Below are 18,051 nucleotides of genomic sequence, written 5' to 3' on the forward strand. Positions count from 1 at the left end.
GATTCCCGTACTTACTTGCAAACAACCTAATTAGCATATTTATATGATTTATTTACACAAGCGTTAAATTTGTGTAAATTACTCGCATTCTGGATGCGTACTATTTTTGAAATTATATTTACTCAATTTTAGCTATGTACGCTTATTTATTAGTGCCTAACAAGAGTATGTTTATGTCTAACCTAGCCCAATATGTTCATTTACGCAGCCAACAAGCTAGCCTTATTATTGATTGCCGTCGCAATACCCCTGAGGTTTTGTATTGGGGCAAGGTTCTGTCAAAAAATACCTGTCCAGAAATGTTAGGTATTTTACAAACACGCCAAGAAGCAAAATGCGCTTTGGTTGAAGAAGTCCCTATTAGTTTATCACCTTGTTTAGGCAATGGTTTTACTGGCCAACCCGCACTTGATTTATTTGACAACGGTATTGCGTGGTCTGTTGGCGCAAGCTTGCAAGCAATAAAACAAGATAATGACCAGTCAGTTGTTTTTGTGTCATTTGATGAAACAAGGCAAATTGAACTTACTCACACAATAGACTTAGATTTTGATACTAACGTAATATGTGCAAGTACACGCATAAAGAATTTGGCTGATTCATTGCTTAACGTAAATTATTGCGCCGCCCCCACTTTCAGCATGCCTGATCACATCAGTAAAGTGCTCTCGTTTGAAGGGCGTTGGTCAATGGAGTTTCAGCAAAACAGTATAGATTTATTCTTAGGTGCGTTTGTACGCGAAAATCGCAAAGGTAAAACCTCTCACGATAACTTCCCAGGTGTTATTTTGCATAGTGAGCATGCCAATGAAGCTAGCGGAGAATGTTATGGCTTTCATTTGGGATGGTCTGGTAATCATAGAACGCGCGTTGAGCTTCTTCCTGAACAAAGAACCTATGTACAAATGGGCGAGTTATTAGGTGCCGGTGAAGTACAACTAAAACAAGGCGAAAGCTATACCAGCCCTAGCCTATATTTGAGCTATTCAGCCGCAGGTTTTGGTGAGTTATCACACAATTACCACCGCTTTGTTCGCCAACAAATTTTAAGCAGCAACATCACCAAAGTGCCGCGCCCTGTGCACTACAACACGTGGGAAGGTATTTACTTTGACCACAATATAGATACCTTGAAAAACTTAGCCAATATTATGGCCAATGTAGGCGCAGAACGATTTGTATTAGATGACGGATGGTTTAAGGGCCGCCGCGGTGACAACGCCGGCTTGGGTGACTGGATAGTAGATGAGGCAATTTACCCTAATGGTTTATCACCTATTATTGACCACGTTAACGACTTAGGTATGGCCTTTGGTATTTGGTTTGAGCCTGAAATGGTTAACCCTGACAGCGACCTATTCCGTGATCATCCTGAGTGGGTACTTTCTACCGAAGGCAATCCACAAATAAAATTTAGACATCAGTTAGTGCTTGATTTAACGCGTACAGAAGTGTGCGATTACTTATTTAAACAAATGAATGATGTGCTTAACGACTATCCGCAAATATCTTATATTAAGTGGGATATGAACCGAGATATTAACCATACTGGTGACGGCCAAGGTAAGAGTGCAATTCACGCACAAACACTTGCGGTTTATGCTCTAATTGACCGCGTTAAAGCTGCGCATCCGCACGTAGAAATTGAAAGTTGTTCATCAGGCGGTGCACGTATTGATTATGGCGTGTTGGCGCATACTGATCGTGTTTGGACCTCTGATTCAAATGACGCCCTTGACCGCCTAATGATTCAGCGCGGCTGTTCGTTCTTCTTCCCCGCTGAAATTATGGGTTCTCATGTAGGCCCGCGTGATTGCCATATTACTGGCCGTCGTATTTCTATGGAAATGCGAATCGCAGTTGCAATGTTTGGTTCTATGGGCATGGAAATGGACCCACGCGAACTTGATGAAGAAGATATAGCCTGCTTACAAGCTGGCCTTGGCATTTACAAAGATTACCGTAGCCTAATTCATTCAGGGCGTTTATATCGTGCTGACTTAAACGGTAATTCGGTTGACTTTGGCGTAGTAGCTGACGACAAGAGCTTGGCCTTGTTTGCGTATAACAGTGTGGTAGAAACCCGCAGAACTATGCCGCGTAAATATCGCTTTGCAGGATTAGACCCAGATGGGCTTTACACCCTAGACCTAGTTTGGCCTAAAAAATTATTCGAATATTCGAAGTCAATATTGTCAGTAATTGAAGGGCAAACGTTTAGCGGCGAAGTGTTAATGAACTACGGAATGCAGTTGCCTGTAGTATTCCCACAAACTAGCTTAATATTTAAATTAACTAAGCAATAGATTACTTAAGTTGAGCGGCCTAAAATATCTTGTTTTGGCCGCTATACAAATGATGAGTCGGGAACCGTAACACGCGGTTCTTCTCTTCCAAGCTTATCACTTAGTTGATACACGAATACATTTCCAGCACGCGGCTGTTTAGCAAGTTGTGCCTTTGGCAGGTTTTCCTGCGCACTGGTTATAAACAAATGGTCCATATTGGGCCCTCCAATTGCCACACAAGCCCCCTGCGTCACTGGAATAGGATATCTAAACAATTCTTGCCCTTCAGAATTCAAGCATACTACGCATGCGCCGCCCCAAAGCGCAATCCAAACATTGCCTTGAGTATCTACGCAAGCGCCATCTGGAAAACAGTGTTTTTCGAATTTGGCAAATAAACGCTGGTCAATAATATAGCCGTCTTCATCTAGCTCATACTGATACACTTTATGGGTGCTTGAATCGCTGTGGTACATAACACTGGCATCGTTATTAAAACAAAGCCCATTAGATATATGAATCCCCGAAAGAGTGTGCTCAATGTGTACCTGTTGTATAGGAGAACCCTCAGGCAAGGAATCAAAATGGGCACTATAAAGCGCACCTTGTTGCTTTACATCTAGTTTGGCGTAGTCACCATTACTTACCATGGTACCAAACCAATACCGCCCTTTAGGGTCGCATTTACCATCGTTCATTCGGGTATGCGGATTTTCTTTTTCAATATCAGCCACCCATTGCATTTCGCGGGTTTTATAATTGAATAATGCAAGGCCTTGCTCAAAGCCTGCCATTAGCCATTCTTTACGCTCAGTGAATGCAAATGTGGCAAGCTTGTAAGGTAAACTAATGGTTTGGTGAATTTGCGTGTCAAAATGCCATATATGTAGCAATTTATTGTGAATGTCGGTCCAAAAAAGCGCTTGCTCTTGTGTACACCACAACACATTTTCACCCAGTATATTTTGACAAGGAATTTGGTAAAGGAATTGTTTAACTAACAAAGTACTGCCCTATTATCTTTATTATTAATTTACGACCATTCTTGCGCTAAAAAGCGCTGGCGTACAGCCGCAAAACCTAACACCGTGGCTTGTTTACCATGAAAGCAATCTACCGCACTGCTCTGTTTTTTAATTACGCGTTTAAACAAATCACTTATATGGCTTTCACCAATAATAATAACGCGCTCTACTTCTTTAATATCCCACTCTTGTGCGTACATGGCTGCGCGTACATCACTACCTATTAATAGGCCTGACAAATAAGAATTGGCAGCGGTAGGTGTTAATTGTTCGAAAAGCTGCTTTGTACGTACACTAAATAAACCGTGTATGAGATTACCTGATGAACTACCTAAAGTGAAATCTGCACCTAAATCAAACGAGTTTGCATCAAACACATCGCTAGGTGCTTGAATAAGAATACTAGAGTGCGTAAGTAAATCAAATAATTCACCGGTCATCGCGGTTTTAAACATTTGAATAACGCCGTCTTTCACTAAAATCCACTTTGTATGAGTACCCGGTAAACAAATAAGATAAGTACCATTTCGGTGGGATGCGCTTGCTTCTAACCATCCTAATACTTGTAACTCTTCGCTGCGCATTACGTCAAAATGCCCATTTGCAAGGGTGCAACTTAGTCCCGGTACAATATTAATATTATGCCCTTCGCACTCAAAATTTACCAAGCCAGTTACTATGTCGGCCGGCTCAACTGGACAAGGTACATAGGGTGATTGATGCCAGCCAATAGATGAGCCTATTTGCCCACCCATTATTACGTCTAATGTGCCGTAGTCATCACGCCATTTTTGCGTGATTTGTAAAAAGGTACTGGCGAAATCAAGTTTATTTTTTTGTACGCCAGCGCACTCTGCTTCATCTAGCACTTCTACGCTTTTATTCGCTAATGTACAGCACAAAGCAGCTTTTAATCGTGAGGTTCCCCAATCTATTGCTATATAACATTGGTCGCGTTTTGCTTGAAACATAACTAAGTGCGTCCTCCGTCAATATTAATACCTTGGCCGGTGATCATAGCCGAATCATCAGATGCTAAGAATAGAGCTAAAGACGCAACTTGCTCAGGCAGTAAACGCTGTTTTAAGGCCATGGAGTCAAGCCACTTTCGCTCTTCATCTTCGGTTAACCATGTTTCAAGTTGTTTTTCGGTGGCCACCCAACCCGGTAAAATAGCGTTCACGCGAATGTTGTGATCACCAAAATCTTTGGCGAGGGCTTTGGTCATGCCCATTAAACCAGCTTTTGCTGTCACGTAGCCGGTCATTTGCTTCTGCCCAATGAGCGCATTAATAGAGCTGAAATTAATAATACTGCCGGCATTGCGTTTCTTCATTTTAGAGAACGCGGCTTGCGAGGCAAAAAATGCAGGATCTAAGTTTACATTCATGCATTTATGCCAATCGTAGGCAGATATATTTTCCACCTGATGCCTATTGTCATTCGCAACGTTATTCACCATCACATCTAAACGATTGAAGTGATGATAAGCGTCACAAATAGCGTCTTGAAGCAATTCAGGTTTGGTTACATCGGTATTTCGATACCACAGTTTCTCAGCGTGGGAACCTAAGGATTGAATTAAAGCTTGTGCGTTGTTTTCGTTAATATCAATGAATGCGACCTTCGCTTGCTGTTCAACAAACGCACGCACCATTGCCGCTCCAATGCCTGAAGCACCGCCGGTTATGAATACAACTTTGTCTTGTAGACTTTTATAAAGAGTTGTCACCAAATACTTCCAAATTTTGCCGTTTCTGAGGCTAGATTAACACCAAGTTTACAACTTCACCATATACCAATTTCAGTACCAAAATTAATTGACCCAGTTTAGGTTTAATGAATACCTCATGCATAGCAAAAAGCGCTCGGGATTATGCTTTCACGTATATTTTCACTATCATTGCTATCTATTTAGTGATTAATATGATAATTAGTATTAAAGAACTTATTATTTTTTTAACAAGTTAAATAACACTTAGCTACCTTAGAAGTATTGCATCATTATGAAACAAGCACAAAACTTGACACAACAGTTAACGCACAAACTTGGACTGGCAATTGTAAACGGACATTACCCTGTTGGTGAGGGCATGCCCTCAGAGGCAAATTTATGTGCGGAGTTTGAAGTAAGCAGAAGCTCCACGCGCGAAGCGGTTAAGATGCTGTCAGCTAAAGGCTTAGTATCCTCGCGCCCCAAGCAAGGCATTAAAGTATTGCCCGAAAGTAACTGGAACATGTTTGACACTGACGTCCTTTCTTGGATTTTACAAAGTAAACCTTCATTAAAGTTGTTAAAAGAATTTACGCAGGTGCGCTTTGCAATAGAGCCTTTAGCGGCCGAACTTGCAGCAAAAAATGCCACTCCAAAGCAACTACAAAATATAGAAAAAGCACTCAATAGGATGGCCGATGCCGAAGATGGACTAGACGACCCTCTAGATGCCGATATTAGTTTTCACAATGCTATTCTTGAGGCTAGCGGCAACCGATTTTTTCTTCAGTTGACACAATTTATTAGTACCGCATTACGTGTTTCCATTCGCTATACCAATCATATAAAAGGCGTTAAAAATGCCGATGTAAATGCGCACGCTTTAATATTTCAACACATCAAAAGTGGTGATTCAGAAGGCGCTAAAACCTGCGTATCTGAAGTTTTAGAGGAAGCTTTAGGGCTAATTGAATCAAAGCTCTAAGTCTTCGGCGTGAGCATATAGGCGGTCAATTAGTTTACTCAGCATTTCTTGTTCGTCGCTTTCAAGGCATGCAAGTAAAGTATCTTCATATTCGTACGACAACGGCACTATTTCTTCGTAAACCGCATAACCGGTTTTAGATAATTGAATTTGTGAGCGCCGTTTATCTTCTTTAGCTATTTGGCGCTCAATTAAAGCTCGCTTTAACAACTTGCTAATTGCTCTGCTTATTAATGACTTTTCTATTTGCGTTTTTGCAGATATTTCATCAGCCGATGCCCCAGGATACTCGCCTAATACCGCCATAATTCGCCATTCGGTAATTGAAAGCGCAAATTTATTTTGGTACGCCTGTGCAACCAGAGTGCTCACCTTATTCGACAATATAGACAACCTGTATGGAAGATACCGCTCTAAGGTAAGTAATGGAGTTGCTTGTTTGCTCATAAAGGCCTCAATTATTATTTATTAAGCTGGGTAGCGCAGTAATTTATCATATATTCATACGCAAATATTAACCATCATTTACAGCCTATAATTGGTCTTAGCTTGACATTAGTTGCAATAGCAACTAATTTAGTTGTTATTGCAACTAAATTGAAGGTAAGAGATATGGCTGATTTATTTGAAAATCCGATGGGCTTAGATGGTTTTGAATTTGTGGAGTTTAGCTCACCGGAAAAAGGCATGTTAGAACCGGTATTTATTGCCATGGGGTTTACTCACGTTGCCAATCATAAATCAAAAGATGTGGCCCTATGGCGCCAAGGCGATATCAATTTTATTACTAATTATACTAAAAATAGCCCTGCATTTTACTATGCACAAGAGCATGGACCATCCGCTTGCGGCATGGCTTTTAGAGTAAAAAACGCCCAGCATGCCTACAAATTAGCACTTGAGAAAGGTGCTCAGCCTATTGATATGCAAACCGGCGCTATGGAACTTAAATTACCCGCAATAAAGGGGATTGGCGGTGCAGCATTATATTTAATAGACCGCTACAAAGAAGGCGAAACAATTTACGACATAGATTTTGAGTGGATTGAAGGGCTTGATATCCATCCCCAAGGTTGCGGGTTCCATACGCTTGACCACCTTACCCACAATGTATATCGCGGACGGATGGCCTATTGGGCTAATTTCTACGAAAGTTTATTTAACTTCCGTGAAATTCGCTATTTCGATATTAAGGGCGAATACACGGGTTTGTTGTCAAAAGCCATGACTGCGCCCGATGGCAAAATAAAGATTCCTTTAAATGAAGAGGCCGGTGCTAGTGGTGGTGGGCAAATAGAAGAATTTTTGATGGAATATAATGGTGAAGGTATTCAGCACATTGCATTTGCATGTGATGACTTACCCGCTTGCTGGGACAGATTAAAAGCCATGGGCATGGAATTTATGACGCCTCCACCTAATACCTACTACGAAATGCTAGAAGAGCGTTTACCCGGCCATGGCGAACCAATTGATGAATTAAAAGCGCGCGGGATACTTTTAGATGGCACAACCGAATCTGGAGAGCCTCGCTTACTACTACAAATATTCTCAGCGGCAATGCTAGGCCCTGTGTTTTTTGAGTTTATTCAGCGTAAACAAGATGATGGTTTTGGTGAAGGTAACTTCAAGGCATTATTTGAATCAATAGAGCGCGACCAAGTAGCGCGAGGTGTTGTGGGTGCTACAAAGGAAACTGCGTAATGATAGCCTTAAGCCGAATTCATCATGTTGCCTACAGATGTAATGATGCAAAAGAAACCGTGGCGTTTTATCAAAAAGTATTAAACATGGAGTTTCAGCTTGCGATTGCTGAAGACAAAGTGCCTTCTACTCAAGCGCCCGACCCTTACATGCATGTGTTTTTAGATGCTGGAAATGGAAACGTTCTCGCTTTTTTTGAGTTACCTAATTCACCCGCCATGGGGCGTGATGGCAACACACCAGAATGGGTTCAGCACATAGCATTTGAAGTAGCAAATGAAGAAGCTTTGCAAGCGGCAAAATTACACTTAGAAAGCGAAAATGTAAGTGTGCTTGGGCCTGTTGATCATGGGATCTTTAAATCACTATACTTCTTTGACCCTAATGGCCATAGAATTGAGCTAGCCGCAAATACAGGTACACCCGCTATGATGAAAGAACTTAAGCGTGTGGCCCCTGCGATGTTAGAAGAATGGTCAATAACTAAACAAGCGCCGAAACACGCAGAATGGCTACACAATGGCCAAGGTTTCAAGGCGAAGTAAAGCCTTACTAACAGGATTGAATAAATGAAATTAGCTAGTTTAAAACACGGCCGTGATGGCCAATTAGTCATTGTGAATAAGAATTTAACTAAGATGTGTAGCGCGCAAGTAGCAGCTCCTACTCTTCAGTATGCGCTCGATAATTGGGACCAAGTGATAGGCAAGCTTCAAGATTTATACCAGCAGCTAGAGAGTGGAGAAATTGAAGGTGAGCGCTATGATCCTACGCGCTTTGCGTCACCATTACCGCGCGCATTTCAATGGGCTGATGGCAGTGCTTATGTAAATCATGTTGAATTGGTGAGAAAAGCCCGTGGTGCTGAAATGCCTGAAAGTTTTTGGACTGATCCGCTAATGTATCAAGGCGGGTCTGATACCTTCTTAGGCCCAACAGACGATATATTAATGCCACAAGATGAAGGCTTTGGTATTGACTTTGAGGCCGAAGTAGCTGTTATTACCAATGACGTTCCTATGGGCGTTAGTGCTGATGACGCCTTAAATTATGTTCGCTTGGTAATGATTATGAACGACGTATCGCTTCGAGGTCTTATTCCTGGCGAATTAGCCAAAGGTTTTGGCTTTTTTCAATCTAAACCTTCCAGTGCTTTTAGCCCTGTATGCGTAACACCTGATGAGCTCGGGGACGCATGGCAAGGCGGAAAACTTCACTTACCCTTAGTCACGCATTTTAATGGCAACAAGTTTGGTGAACCGAACGCGGGGATTGATATGACCTTTCATTTTGGACAATTGATTGCTCACGCTGCTAAAACGCGCCCTTTGAGCACCGGAACAATAATTGGCTCAGGCACCGTATCAAATAAGTTAAATGGCGAAGCAGGCAAATCTATTGACGAGGGTGGTGCAGGCTACAGCTGCATTGCCGAGGTACGCATGATTGAAACCATTAGAACGGGCCAAGCAAAAACACCGTTTATGAAGTTTGGCGATTATGTGAGTATTGAAATGTTTGATAACAATCATCAATCTATCTTTGGCCAAATATCACAAACAGTAAAACAATATTAAAGTCTACCTTTGATAAAGCAAACGCTTGTTCGTATTACTAATTACAAGCGTTAGCCTTATCACGACTTTGGTTTAACGCAATTAAAAAGCCGTTTAAAAGTAAATTGGGCTGCACCGCATTATTCTCTTGCTTGCCTTGAGTTTATCAGGTAAAAAGCACCAAATTTCTACTAGGCCACTTAAGTGCAAGCCAAAAAGCAACTTACTCACAACAGTCAAACCCCACTAGATTCGTTATTTGAAAATATTGCCCAAGATATTATTGAACAGGGATATAGCATTCAACGTAAAGCCATTCCAAAAGAGTTAAGTGATATTCTTTACTTTCATCTAAGTAATATGGCCGAATATAAGTTTAGTGATGCCAGTATTGGCCGGCAGTTTAGCCAGCAGTTAGATGAAACTGTGCGCAACGATACAATATCGTGGATACACGGAAACAGCCCGGCTGGTGCTCAGTGGCTAAGCTGGACACAAGCCTTACAAAGTTACTTAAATCGTAGACTGTTTCTTGGTTTATTTTCGTTTGAAAGTCATTTCGCTCATTACGCAAAAGGACATTTTTACAAGCGCCATTTAGATGCATTTAAAGGACAAGCCAACCGAGTATTATCTTTGGTGAGTTACCTCAATCCTGATTGGAAATCGAGCAACGGGGGGGAACTGGTTATCTATAAAAGCGCTAGTGATCAAATAGGTACGAAGGTTTTACCTGAATACGGCACTATTGTAGTATTTTTAAGTGAAGAGTTTGAGCATGAAGTAAAACAAGCTTTGCAAGACCGATACTCAATAGCCGGCTGGTTTAGGGTGAACACAAGCACCGCTGACAAGATTGATCCGCCATTATAAAAGTATTTACGCTGCATGAAACTCTTTGTGCGCATTTTTATTTTATGCCTGTTAAGTTCGTGTTATTTTATACCTTTCAATTATAGTAAAGAGCTAGTAATGCCTAAAGCCAGTGAAATAAAAAAGAATGCCGCCATTGAGCACAATGGGAAAGTATTTTTAGTTAAAGATATTAAGAAATTAACCCCAAGTGGCCGAGCAGGTGCAAGCTTATATCGCATGCGTTTGTATGAAGTATCTACTGGCGCTAAAGCTGACGAAAGTTTTAAAGCTGACGAAATGATTAACACCGCAGAATTTCATAAAAAGAAAGTGATGTTCTCGTACGTTGATGGCACCGAATATGTATTTATGGACAATGAAGATTACACGCCATATTCATTAGACAAAGACGTTATAGAAGATGAGCTTTTATTCATTACCGAAGAAACGGAAGGCTTAAACGCCCTAATGGTAGACGGCCGCCCAGTTGGCATAGAATTACCTGCCTCAGTTGATTTAGTGATCACCGAAACTGACCCGTCAATTAAAGGCGCATCAGCAAGTGCTCGCACCAAGCCAGCCACCTTGAGTACAGGCTTAGTGGTGCAAGTACCTGAGTACATTGCCGCAGGCGAAAAAGTTAAAATTAATACCGCTGAGCAAAAATTTACTAGCCGCGCTTAATCACTTTTCTTAAGTGTTTCAGGTAACATAAATTGTAATGTGGGCATAACCTTATGCGCCAATTTGGCATCATCTTGCGTATATTCGTGCCCACTTTCAACTAAAACATTCACCCCTATTCCCGCATTAATACCCGCTTGAACATCTGACACTTTGTCGCCAAACAATATGGATTGACTCAAGTTAATTCCATGGTCTTTTTGGGCTTGAAGAATCATGCCAGGCTTTGGTTTTCTGCATTCACAGTCAATGTTATACGGCGGTAAGCCTTCTTTTTTATGATGCGGGCAAAAATATACATGAGTAATATTTACGCCTTTTCCGGCAAATGCTTTTAGCATCCAGTCAGTTAATTCTTGAAATTGCGCTTCGGTGTAATAACCACGGCCAATCCCCGCTTGGTTCGTAATAATGATGAGTGCAAACCCTGCATCTTGGTATTGCTTGCAGGCATCAATTACACCATCTATGAATTTAAAATCTTCAATTTTATAAAGGTAGTTTACTTCTTTATTAATAACGCCATCGCGGTCAATAAAAACAGCTTTTTGTAAAGTATTAGAAGAAGACAAAATAATTCCTGTGAGTTAAATGCGCTTTATGCATAGATGATGTAGCCACTGCCAGTGATTGATTATTTAAATCAACGAGTGTAATTATATCGGTATTATACGTTTTAGCTTGCCAAATATGTACAATAACATGCTGCTTTTAGGTTAAGCTAAATGCTTGTTCGGCAAAAGTTTCGCCATTAATAAGTATGCTTATTTTATGCTTACCTGAATAATATTTTCGCGTAGTTACCGTTTTAAAACTATGCTTTTTAGTTAACGTAAGTCCGCCATTATTTACCGGCAAAACTACACTTTTCCATTTAAACACCTTTGGACTCAAGGTACCATTCGCTTTTTGATGATGCACCACGTAATCAATTAATAGTTTTTGTGGGGTACTAATTGCATTTTTAATGTGTAATGTAATGACTTGTTCATTACCCTTAACTACTAAAGTATGCGCCAATGTTAGTTCCAGCTCTTGAATGCTAGCCGGTGCATATCCCAACATATTTAATACAGTTACATTGCCTTTTTTAATAAGTGTTCTACAAGCATGCTTTAGCAGTTTTTGCCGAATAGGCTTATCATCTTGCCACCACTTTAGGGCTATATTGGCCACTAAGTCAGGATGATGCTTTGCTATATCATTTAAACTATTCGCCACCGAGCGCCTTACATATTCAGACTCATCATCTTTTAACTGCTCAAGCAGTGGTAATATTAGCTGAGGGGACTGCACAAAAGCGTGTAGGCGAAGTCCCCAAGGTAGCAAAGGTCTGCTGCCTTCTGATACTAAACGCCTAACATGTAGGTTACTGTCATGCGCCCAAGTCTCCAACACAGCAAGGGTTTTGCATTGCAATTGTTCTAGCAACGGTCTAATGGCAAACTCAGCACTAAAGCGCTTAGTGCATTCTTTTAAGCTTTGCATGCCAAGTTCAAAACGCTCATCAGGTAGCAGTAAAATCGCATCTGAAATGTATTGCACCACCGGCATAATTGTCCAGCCTGCAATGTAGCCTTCAGCATGCTCAAAATTAAGTGTTTCGCCTTGTGAAGGCTTATCTAAAGCGCTTTCAATAATTTGCGTGGCCTTGGTGAAGTCTTGCGGCATGTGCACTAGAAGGGCCTTAGTTATTTGCTTTGAGCGCGCCTTCATTTCTAATTTGGCTAAGCCTGCGCTAGCCATTTTTATAAATTCTTTTAGATTAAAACTAGGATCGTAACTGACTAAAACTTTTGCCAAGTGGGTAACAGTTTTGGTATTAAATTTATCTTTAAATAACTCTGCCATGCTTTTTACAATGCTTTTCGGGTAGGCATAACAACATTGGCAAATATTAAACCAGCCACTAAAGACATGAAGATAACAAACGTTTCTTGACCTATATGTTCTGCTTGAACAAAATCTTTACCCGACACAAATGAATTCAGGCCAATATAGGTTTTAGAACCCGGCACAAGCACGATTAAACCCTGCATTAAAACAATACTAGTTGGGGCGTTGGTAATACGCGAAAACACATTGGCAAATACACCTACTGCAAATGCGCCGGCAAAAGTCCCTAAGCCAAACTCTAAATATTTTGCTGCCCAGTAGGTGGAAAAGTAGCCCACGAACCCACAAGTGATAGCCCAATGAGCATGCTTTAAACGAATATTAAATATAGGAACCAGCGCAGTACACAGCACCAAAACAGCCACGAATAATGACCATTCAGGCAAGCGAATCAGTGGGTTATGCTCTATTTCACTAAATAAAGCGAAGCCAAGTGATATACCTAAAAACGCGCCAAAATACAGTTTAAATAACTGCATTAAAGCATCCATAACACGGGCTGTACCGCTTACCACGTTTCGTGATGACAATTCAGCAAGGCCTATTGCTAGGGCTAAACCTGGAATGAATATAATAATGGAAGAAAGTACTACTAAACGAATGTTAATACCCGGTTCTAAGTAATGAGCAATTGCACATGCTAATACACCAGCTACTAAGGCTACCGCGGGCTCAAGCATGTAAGCCACTCTTCTAGAATGCTGTGACCAAAACACAAATAGGTACATTACAATACCAATGGCTCCGGTAGCTACAGCATCTAACAACGATGCCCCCATCAATACAGAAAATGCACCGGTTGCAAAGCAAAATGCGGTTCCCATGCCCAAGGGGTGCATAAATTTTATTTCTTGGTCTATGTAGGTTAAGCGCTCATCAGCTTCAATGAGTGATAATTTACCGTCTATTAGCGCACTAACCAGCTCATCGGTTCGCGCTAAAGAGCCTAAATCAAGCTCGCCAGGTTGTACTCTGGCTGCATGATTATACTCCTCTTCATGTTTGTCACTCCAAATCACGAATGTAAGCGAGGTAGGGGTGGAGATAAAACTAGCGTTAACATTTAGGTAAGCTGCAACTTCATTTAGGTGAGCTTCTAGGCGAAAGGCCGGCGTTCCGTATTTGTGCAGCATTTTGCCAAGCTTAACGATAAATCGACGGGTGTGGATAAAATCTGTTTTGTCCAATATAAATCTCAATAGGTACTAAATAGGCCTCGCCTTAAAGCGAGTAAGGAACGTTATACTTTTCGAATATTTGCTTTACTTTCCCGTCTCTTATAACAGAAAACAAGGCTACATCGAAAGCTTTTTGAAAATCATCAGCGTATGGAAAGTTGCCTGAGCGAATGCCAGGCTCGGAATACCCTACATATGCAAGTTGCCTATCTAGTTCTTCAAAAACTTGAATGTTATGAATAGGCGCTGAATTTTTGTGCGCCTCAGTGTCGGCTAATACCTGTTGGTATGATGCTAATTCCGTTACCGCGCAATCTACAACGGTTTTATTTACGCCGCGCACCATTAATTCAATATTGGGAAACTCAAAAAATTGGATTTCATCAGCATAGTTATTGCGAATACTTGCTCCGACCCAACCATCGTACCCCCCAATAATACCTATAGTTTGTGTCACATAGTCTTCAGGCCACACGTCCCCTTTTTTTATAGACGACTCATTGTTGCAAATTGTTACCAGGCTTTCTTTATATAATGGGTGGGAGTATGGATACAAATATGGCCAGTCATGGCCATGAAAGTAAGCGCCAGCTAAGGCAAAGTACTTCCCTTGCTTTAGCAATTTTTTCCCCGTAGACCAAGGTTTAGCTTCAATCACAACCCTATAGTCTTCAAGCTGTTGGTTCACCAAACTAATTATATCTACAATAATACCCGCTGGCGCTTCGTCTTGCTCAAAGCTATAAGGTTTAAAATTTGCATCCACTATAAATGTTACCAATGTTTTAGGCACTGGCTCTTTTGAATCAAGCTTCTGTTGAGCGAACAAATAGGGTGACGCAAACGTTGAGAACGTTAGCATCATGATGTAAATTAAGAGGCTAAAAAATGAACTGTTCATATGGCAAGCGTATGCGACCTTGGCTACTGGGTCAAGGAAATAAGCTTCTCAATTTGAAATTGCGATAAAGCATGATATTGTAAAGCACTGATGATTAATTCATCAATTTCCTAGCTTTGGAGAATACATGATGAAAGTATGCTTGTTGGTAATTCTACTACTAGGCAATATCACCATTAGTCAGTCCCAAGAATCGTGGGTTGTGTATTCGCGCAACTATTATAATCCCTATCTTCAAGAGCAGTTAAGTGCAATAGCAAGTAAACTAACAAGCACTGATCAAACGTTTGAATTTGTGCCCTCTGCCGACATGGAGCAAGGTCGTGCTTTTGCTGAGTTACAAAAGGGTAACATAGATATATTTATTGGTGCCCCCACTCGTTTACGGGAAGCACAAGCTAGGTTAATTCCAGTTCCCCTTGATAGAGGCTTACTTGGCTTTCGGATTTGTTTAATTCAAAAAGGAGATAAGCGGTTTCAAAACATTACTTCCATTGCGGATTTTAAGCTTAAGCCTTTAAAGATTGGCGTTGGTAGTCATTGGCCTGACAGGCAAATATACGAAGAAAACGGCTTAAAAATTGTGGCCAGTCCGGTACGTGAATCACTTTTCACCATGCTACACAATAAGCGCTTTGATTGTTTTAGTAGAAGCGTAAACGAAATATCGAACGAATTTACTCAGTACAAAGATCTAAATATTGAGATTGACCAAGATAATGTATTGATTTACCCCCTTGGCGACTTTATATTTGTTAATCAACATAATAGAGTGCTAGTTGAACGCCTTGAACAGGGTTTACAAGAGACAATAGAAAGTGGTGACTTTTTATCTATTTTTAACAAATATTATGCTGACGAACTTCGCAAATTTACAGTGTTTGAAAGAAAAATTTTGTTTCTACGTAACAACAATTTAAGTAACGCGGCAGCTCAGGGGATTAATAAATATGGCATTGCGAGTTTTTTACATGAAGCCATTAAATCTCATCCCACTCAAGCTTCGTCGTTGAGCAAAGTATCAAATGAATAAATGTTTTGTATCATGTCTGCTTTTAATGGCCTCACTTTCCTCCTTAGCTAGCCAAAAAATAGTGGTATGGCAGGAAAACTATAATGACCCATTTATTTTGCAAAGTCTGCAAAACATAGCGTCATTAGCCTCTTCAGAACTGGGTGACTATGAGTTTGTAGCGTCAAAAAAAATGAATGCTAGCGAGGCATTTAAAGCCTTAGAAGCCGGAAATATTGATTTGTTTGTGGGCGGAATTAACAGCAACAGAGAAGTAAATGCCACCCCTGTTTATGTGCCACTTGATAGAGGTTTGCTCGGGTACCGAATTTGCTTAACCAACAAAAATAAACCGCTTAATGTTTCGTTTCAAACACCTATGCATGTTATTCAAGAATCTATAAGCGTGGGTATTCTTGAGAACTTGATTGATACAAAGGTGTACCAAGAAAATGGCTTTAAGGTGTCTAGTGGTAAATCATACTCTAGCTTAGCCAATATGCTTAAAAACCAAGTTTTTGACTGCTTCTCTCGTTCCATTAATGAAATCAATTTAGAAGCGTTGTCGCTGCAAGTGCAAAAAGAAGACCGCAAACTAATCGAAATCGATAACAAGATGATTTTTATTTATCCTAGCGCAAATTTTATATTTACAAACAGTAGTAATAAAATGCTACATGGGGGCTTAAGCATAGGCATTGGACGCGCCATAGAAAATGACTCGTACTTTAGTATTTTCAATAAACATTACGCCAACATATTGTTAAAGCATGGTATTTATGAGCGGAAACTAATTTTCATGTCTAACTACGACATGTCGTACCAAGCGCTCTCTGCAATAAACCGATTTGGCATCGCTAGCTTTCATCACCCCGCTTCCGCAATTCAGACTGAAAGGTACCTAGACAAAACAGAACTAAGGCTCAGTGGCAATAGTAACGCAAGCCCGTAACTAGCTAGTTACTCAGTACCGTGAATGGCACGAAGCTCGTTTAGCGCTTCAACTGAAAAGCCTTGGTCATAAAAATATGTAATAACTCCGGTACTATCTAATAACATTACCCGCGCGTTGTTAGGGTTAATATTGCCAGTAAAGCGCTGTATGGCATCACCATCTTCATAAACCGTAATTACGCCTTTCCATAAAGATTTTGGAATACCTTTGCGCATCCCGTTGTCGATCATTGAACTAAACATGCGTGGCGCCATGCCCTGAATAGTAGGAATTTCATATACCGGTAATTGAGTCGAGGTCATATCTAACCCAATTAACCAGCGGTCAATATCAAACTGTGCATCTTGCTTATAGCCGAATATCAGCAGTGTGTTTTGGCCTGAAAAATCTTCGGGAATAGAAAAATTTTGCCCAGCCAAACTACTCCCTTTTACGTCAATCATTTTGTCACCGAGCTTAAGCTCACCTGGGTATTCGTAACTTGCACAGCCTCCTAAGGCAAAAAGGCTAATTAACAGTAATGCGAGTAGTGATTTCACGTAGCGTCCTTTGATTAAAAATATAAGCGAATTTAGAGGTAGGATACGATGCAAGGTTATTTATGGATTAAAGTAATTACAATGTAAAGTAAGGTGCAAAAAGCAAAATAGATGTACTCACCTATCGTTTATTTTTGGCCATAAGCGCAAACTGTTCAGGCGTATTAATATTGCTTAGCTCGCTTGCATCGTCAACTGGCAAGTAAGCCAGCGGAAATTGCTTCAAAAAGCCGAATACCGACAGCGAGCGCTTCGTTTCGTGCGCGTGCAGTACCGAGTCTAAATAGTGTCTAGCTTGCCTTGTGTTGTGAATATAAAGAGGGAAGCTAAATTTGTGCGCTGCGCTACCATCTAATAAATTGTGCCGCTTAGCCGCTTGCGCGCAGTAGTTTATTTGTTCAGCCTGAGCTAAATCAATCATGGTATTTATGGTCGTGGGGAATATTAAAATTTGATCTACAGGCAAAACCACTATGTTTAAATCGGTAAATTCATGCATAGCGGCGTGAATACCTGATAACGGCCCTTTGTTAGGGATAATGTCTTTTACTTGGTGCTTGCATTCAAGTGCGCGACTCACTGCAACGTTGGCGACTTTGCTTTGCATCAAGATACCTTGAGCGCGAGCTAAAAGTGTTGCGCCATCAAATTCTAAAAGCGCTTTGTCAGTCCCCATTCGTGATGACTTACCGCCGGCTAACACTAAGCCTAAGGACGCTTTTGAATCCATGTATTGATCCGCTTAAAAAGTTATCTATA

19 protein-coding genes are annotated in these 18,051 nt (G+C 40.8%); 9 read left to right on the plus strand and 10 right to left on the minus strand.

The genetic code is table 11. The annotated features are described in order from the left end of the window. Nucleotides 1–173 precede the first annotated feature (173 nt). Nucleotides 174–2,306, plus strand: a complete 2,133-nt coding sequence (locus ACOI22_RS09150) for an alpha-galactosidase (protein WP_420671718.1) — start codon at nt 174–176, stop codon at nt 2,304–2,306. 41 nt (nt 2,307–2,347) lie between these two features. Here the strand turns inward: ACOI22_RS09150 and ACOI22_RS09155 are convergent, their stop codons facing one another. The 3 genes from ACOI22_RS09155 to ACOI22_RS09165 are packed head-to-tail and all read right to left on the minus strand — an operon-like array spanning nt 2,348 to nt 5,045. Then, nucleotides 2,348–3,292, minus strand: coding sequence for an SMP-30/gluconolactonase/LRE family protein (locus ACOI22_RS09155; protein WP_420671719.1), 945 nt, complete (start codon nt 3,290–3,292; stop codon nt 2,348–2,350). A 29-nt stretch (nt 3,293–3,321) separates the two neighbouring features. Beyond that, on the minus strand, nt 3,322–4,284 hold the full coding sequence (locus ACOI22_RS09160) for a 2-dehydro-3-deoxygalactonokinase (RefSeq protein ID WP_420671720.1): 963 nt from the start codon (nt 4,282–4,284) through the stop codon (nt 3,322–3,324). Nucleotides 4,285–4,286: 2 nt separating this feature from the next. After that, a complete protein-coding gene (locus ACOI22_RS09165; protein ID WP_420671721.1) occupies nt 4,287–5,045 on the minus strand; it encodes an SDR family NAD(P)-dependent oxidoreductase in 759 nt (252 codons plus the stop codon). 274 nt (nt 5,046–5,319) lie between these two features. Here ACOI22_RS09165 and ACOI22_RS09170 point away from each other — a divergent pair, with 274 nt between their 5' ends. After that, the gene (locus ACOI22_RS09170) at nt 5,320–6,012 is read left to right on the plus strand and encodes a FadR/GntR family transcriptional regulator (RefSeq protein ID WP_420671722.1); all 693 of its coding nucleotides are present in this window, start codon (nt 5,320–5,322) and stop codon (nt 6,010–6,012) included. On the opposite strand, the gene ACOI22_RS09175 is transcribed toward ACOI22_RS09170, so the two are convergent. Then, entirely contained in the window at nt 6,001–6,459 is a 459-nt protein-coding gene (locus tag ACOI22_RS09175) for a MarR family winged helix-turn-helix transcriptional regulator (RefSeq protein WP_420671723.1), read from the minus strand. The two genes, ACOI22_RS09170 and ACOI22_RS09175, sit on opposite strands and share 12 nt — an antisense overlap. Nucleotides 6,460–6,624: 165 nt before the next feature. On the opposite strand from ACOI22_RS09175, the gene hppD reads away from it, so the two are divergent. The 5 genes from hppD to yeiP all read left to right on the plus strand — a co-directional run bounded on the left by hppD (nt 6,625) and on the right by yeiP (nt 10,811). Further along, a complete protein-coding gene (gene hppD, locus ACOI22_RS09180) occupies nt 6,625–7,716 on the plus strand; it encodes a 4-hydroxyphenylpyruvate dioxygenase (protein WP_420671724.1) in 1,092 nt (363 codons plus the stop codon). Next, on the plus strand, nt 7,716–8,261 hold the full coding sequence (locus ACOI22_RS09185) for a VOC family protein (RefSeq protein WP_420671725.1): 546 nt from the start codon (nt 7,716–7,718) through the stop codon (nt 8,259–8,261). The genes hppD and ACOI22_RS09185 overlap by 1 nt, the downstream gene beginning before the upstream one ends. A 24-nt stretch (nt 8,262–8,285) precedes the next feature. Then, nucleotides 8,286–9,293, plus strand: coding sequence for a fumarylacetoacetate hydrolase family protein (locus ACOI22_RS09190; RefSeq protein ID WP_420671726.1), 1,008 nt, complete (start codon nt 8,286–8,288; stop codon nt 9,291–9,293). Between the two features lie 183 nt (nt 9,294–9,476). Further along, on the plus strand, nt 9,477–10,145 hold the full coding sequence (locus ACOI22_RS09195; protein ID WP_420671727.1) for a 2OG-Fe(II) oxygenase: 669 nt from the start codon (nt 9,477–9,479) through the stop codon (nt 10,143–10,145). 99 nt (nt 10,146–10,244) lie between these two features. Next, nucleotides 10,245–10,811, plus strand: coding sequence for an elongation factor P-like protein YeiP (yeiP, locus tag ACOI22_RS09200; RefSeq protein WP_420671728.1), 567 nt, complete (start codon nt 10,245–10,247; stop codon nt 10,809–10,811). Here yeiP and gmhB read toward each other — a convergent pair. The 4 genes from gmhB to ACOI22_RS09220 all read right to left on the minus strand — a co-directional run bounded on the left by gmhB (nt 10,808) and on the right by ACOI22_RS09220 (nt 14,786). Then, complete coding sequence (gene gmhB, locus ACOI22_RS09205; protein ID WP_420671729.1) at nt 10,808–11,383, minus strand: D-glycero-beta-D-manno-heptose 1,7-bisphosphate 7-phosphatase; 576 nt, start codon at nt 11,381–11,383, stop codon at nt 10,808–10,810. The two genes, yeiP and gmhB, sit on opposite strands and share 4 nt — an antisense overlap. 139 nt (nt 11,384–11,522) lie before the next feature. Further along, a complete protein-coding gene (locus ACOI22_RS09210) occupies nt 11,523–12,662 on the minus strand; it encodes a DNA alkylation repair protein (protein ID WP_420671730.1) in 1,140 nt (379 codons plus the stop codon). Between the two features lie 5 nt (nt 12,663–12,667). Continuing rightward, on the minus strand, nt 12,668–13,894 hold the full coding sequence (locus ACOI22_RS09215; RefSeq protein WP_420671731.1) for a threonine/serine ThrE exporter family protein: 1,227 nt from the start codon (nt 13,892–13,894) through the stop codon (nt 12,668–12,670). Between the two features lie 34 nt (nt 13,895–13,928). Then, nucleotides 13,929–14,786: a substrate-binding periplasmic protein gene (locus ACOI22_RS09220; protein WP_420671732.1), complete on the minus strand. Its 858-nt coding sequence runs from the start codon at nt 14,784–14,786 to the stop codon at nt 13,929–13,931. 127 nt (nt 14,787–14,913) lie between these two features. Here ACOI22_RS09220 and ACOI22_RS09225 point away from each other — a divergent pair, with 127 nt between their 5' ends. Both ACOI22_RS09225 and ACOI22_RS09230 read left to right on the plus strand, forming a co-directional pair. Beyond that, nucleotides 14,914–15,819 (plus strand): substrate-binding periplasmic protein, encoded by a 906-nt coding sequence (locus ACOI22_RS09225; protein ID WP_420671733.1) that lies wholly within the window; start codon nt 14,914–14,916, stop codon nt 15,817–15,819. A 25-nt stretch (nt 15,820–15,844) separates the two neighbouring features. Then, nucleotides 15,845–16,750, plus strand: coding sequence for a hypothetical protein (locus ACOI22_RS09230; protein WP_420671734.1), 906 nt, complete (start codon nt 15,845–15,847; stop codon nt 16,748–16,750). A gap of 8 nt (nt 16,751–16,758) precedes the next feature. On the opposite strand, the gene ACOI22_RS09235 is transcribed toward ACOI22_RS09230, so the two are convergent. Together ACOI22_RS09235 and mobA are read right to left on the minus strand one after the other, a co-directional pair. Next, nucleotides 16,759–17,292 (minus strand): hypothetical protein, encoded by a 534-nt coding sequence (locus ACOI22_RS09235; protein ID WP_420671735.1) that lies wholly within the window; start codon nt 17,290–17,292, stop codon nt 16,759–16,761. Between the two features lie 121 nt (nt 17,293–17,413). Further along, nucleotides 17,414–18,022: a molybdenum cofactor guanylyltransferase gene (gene mobA / locus ACOI22_RS09240; RefSeq protein ID WP_420671736.1), complete on the minus strand. Its 609-nt coding sequence runs from the start codon at nt 18,020–18,022 to the stop codon at nt 17,414–17,416. Nucleotides 18,023–18,051 lie beyond the last annotated feature (29 nt).

Origin of the sequence: Glaciecola sp. 2405UD65-10, assembly GCF_048820975.1 — a bacterium.
In the GTDB taxonomy this organism is placed as follows: Bacteria; Pseudomonadota; Gammaproteobacteria; order Enterobacterales; family Alteromonadaceae; genus Glaciecola.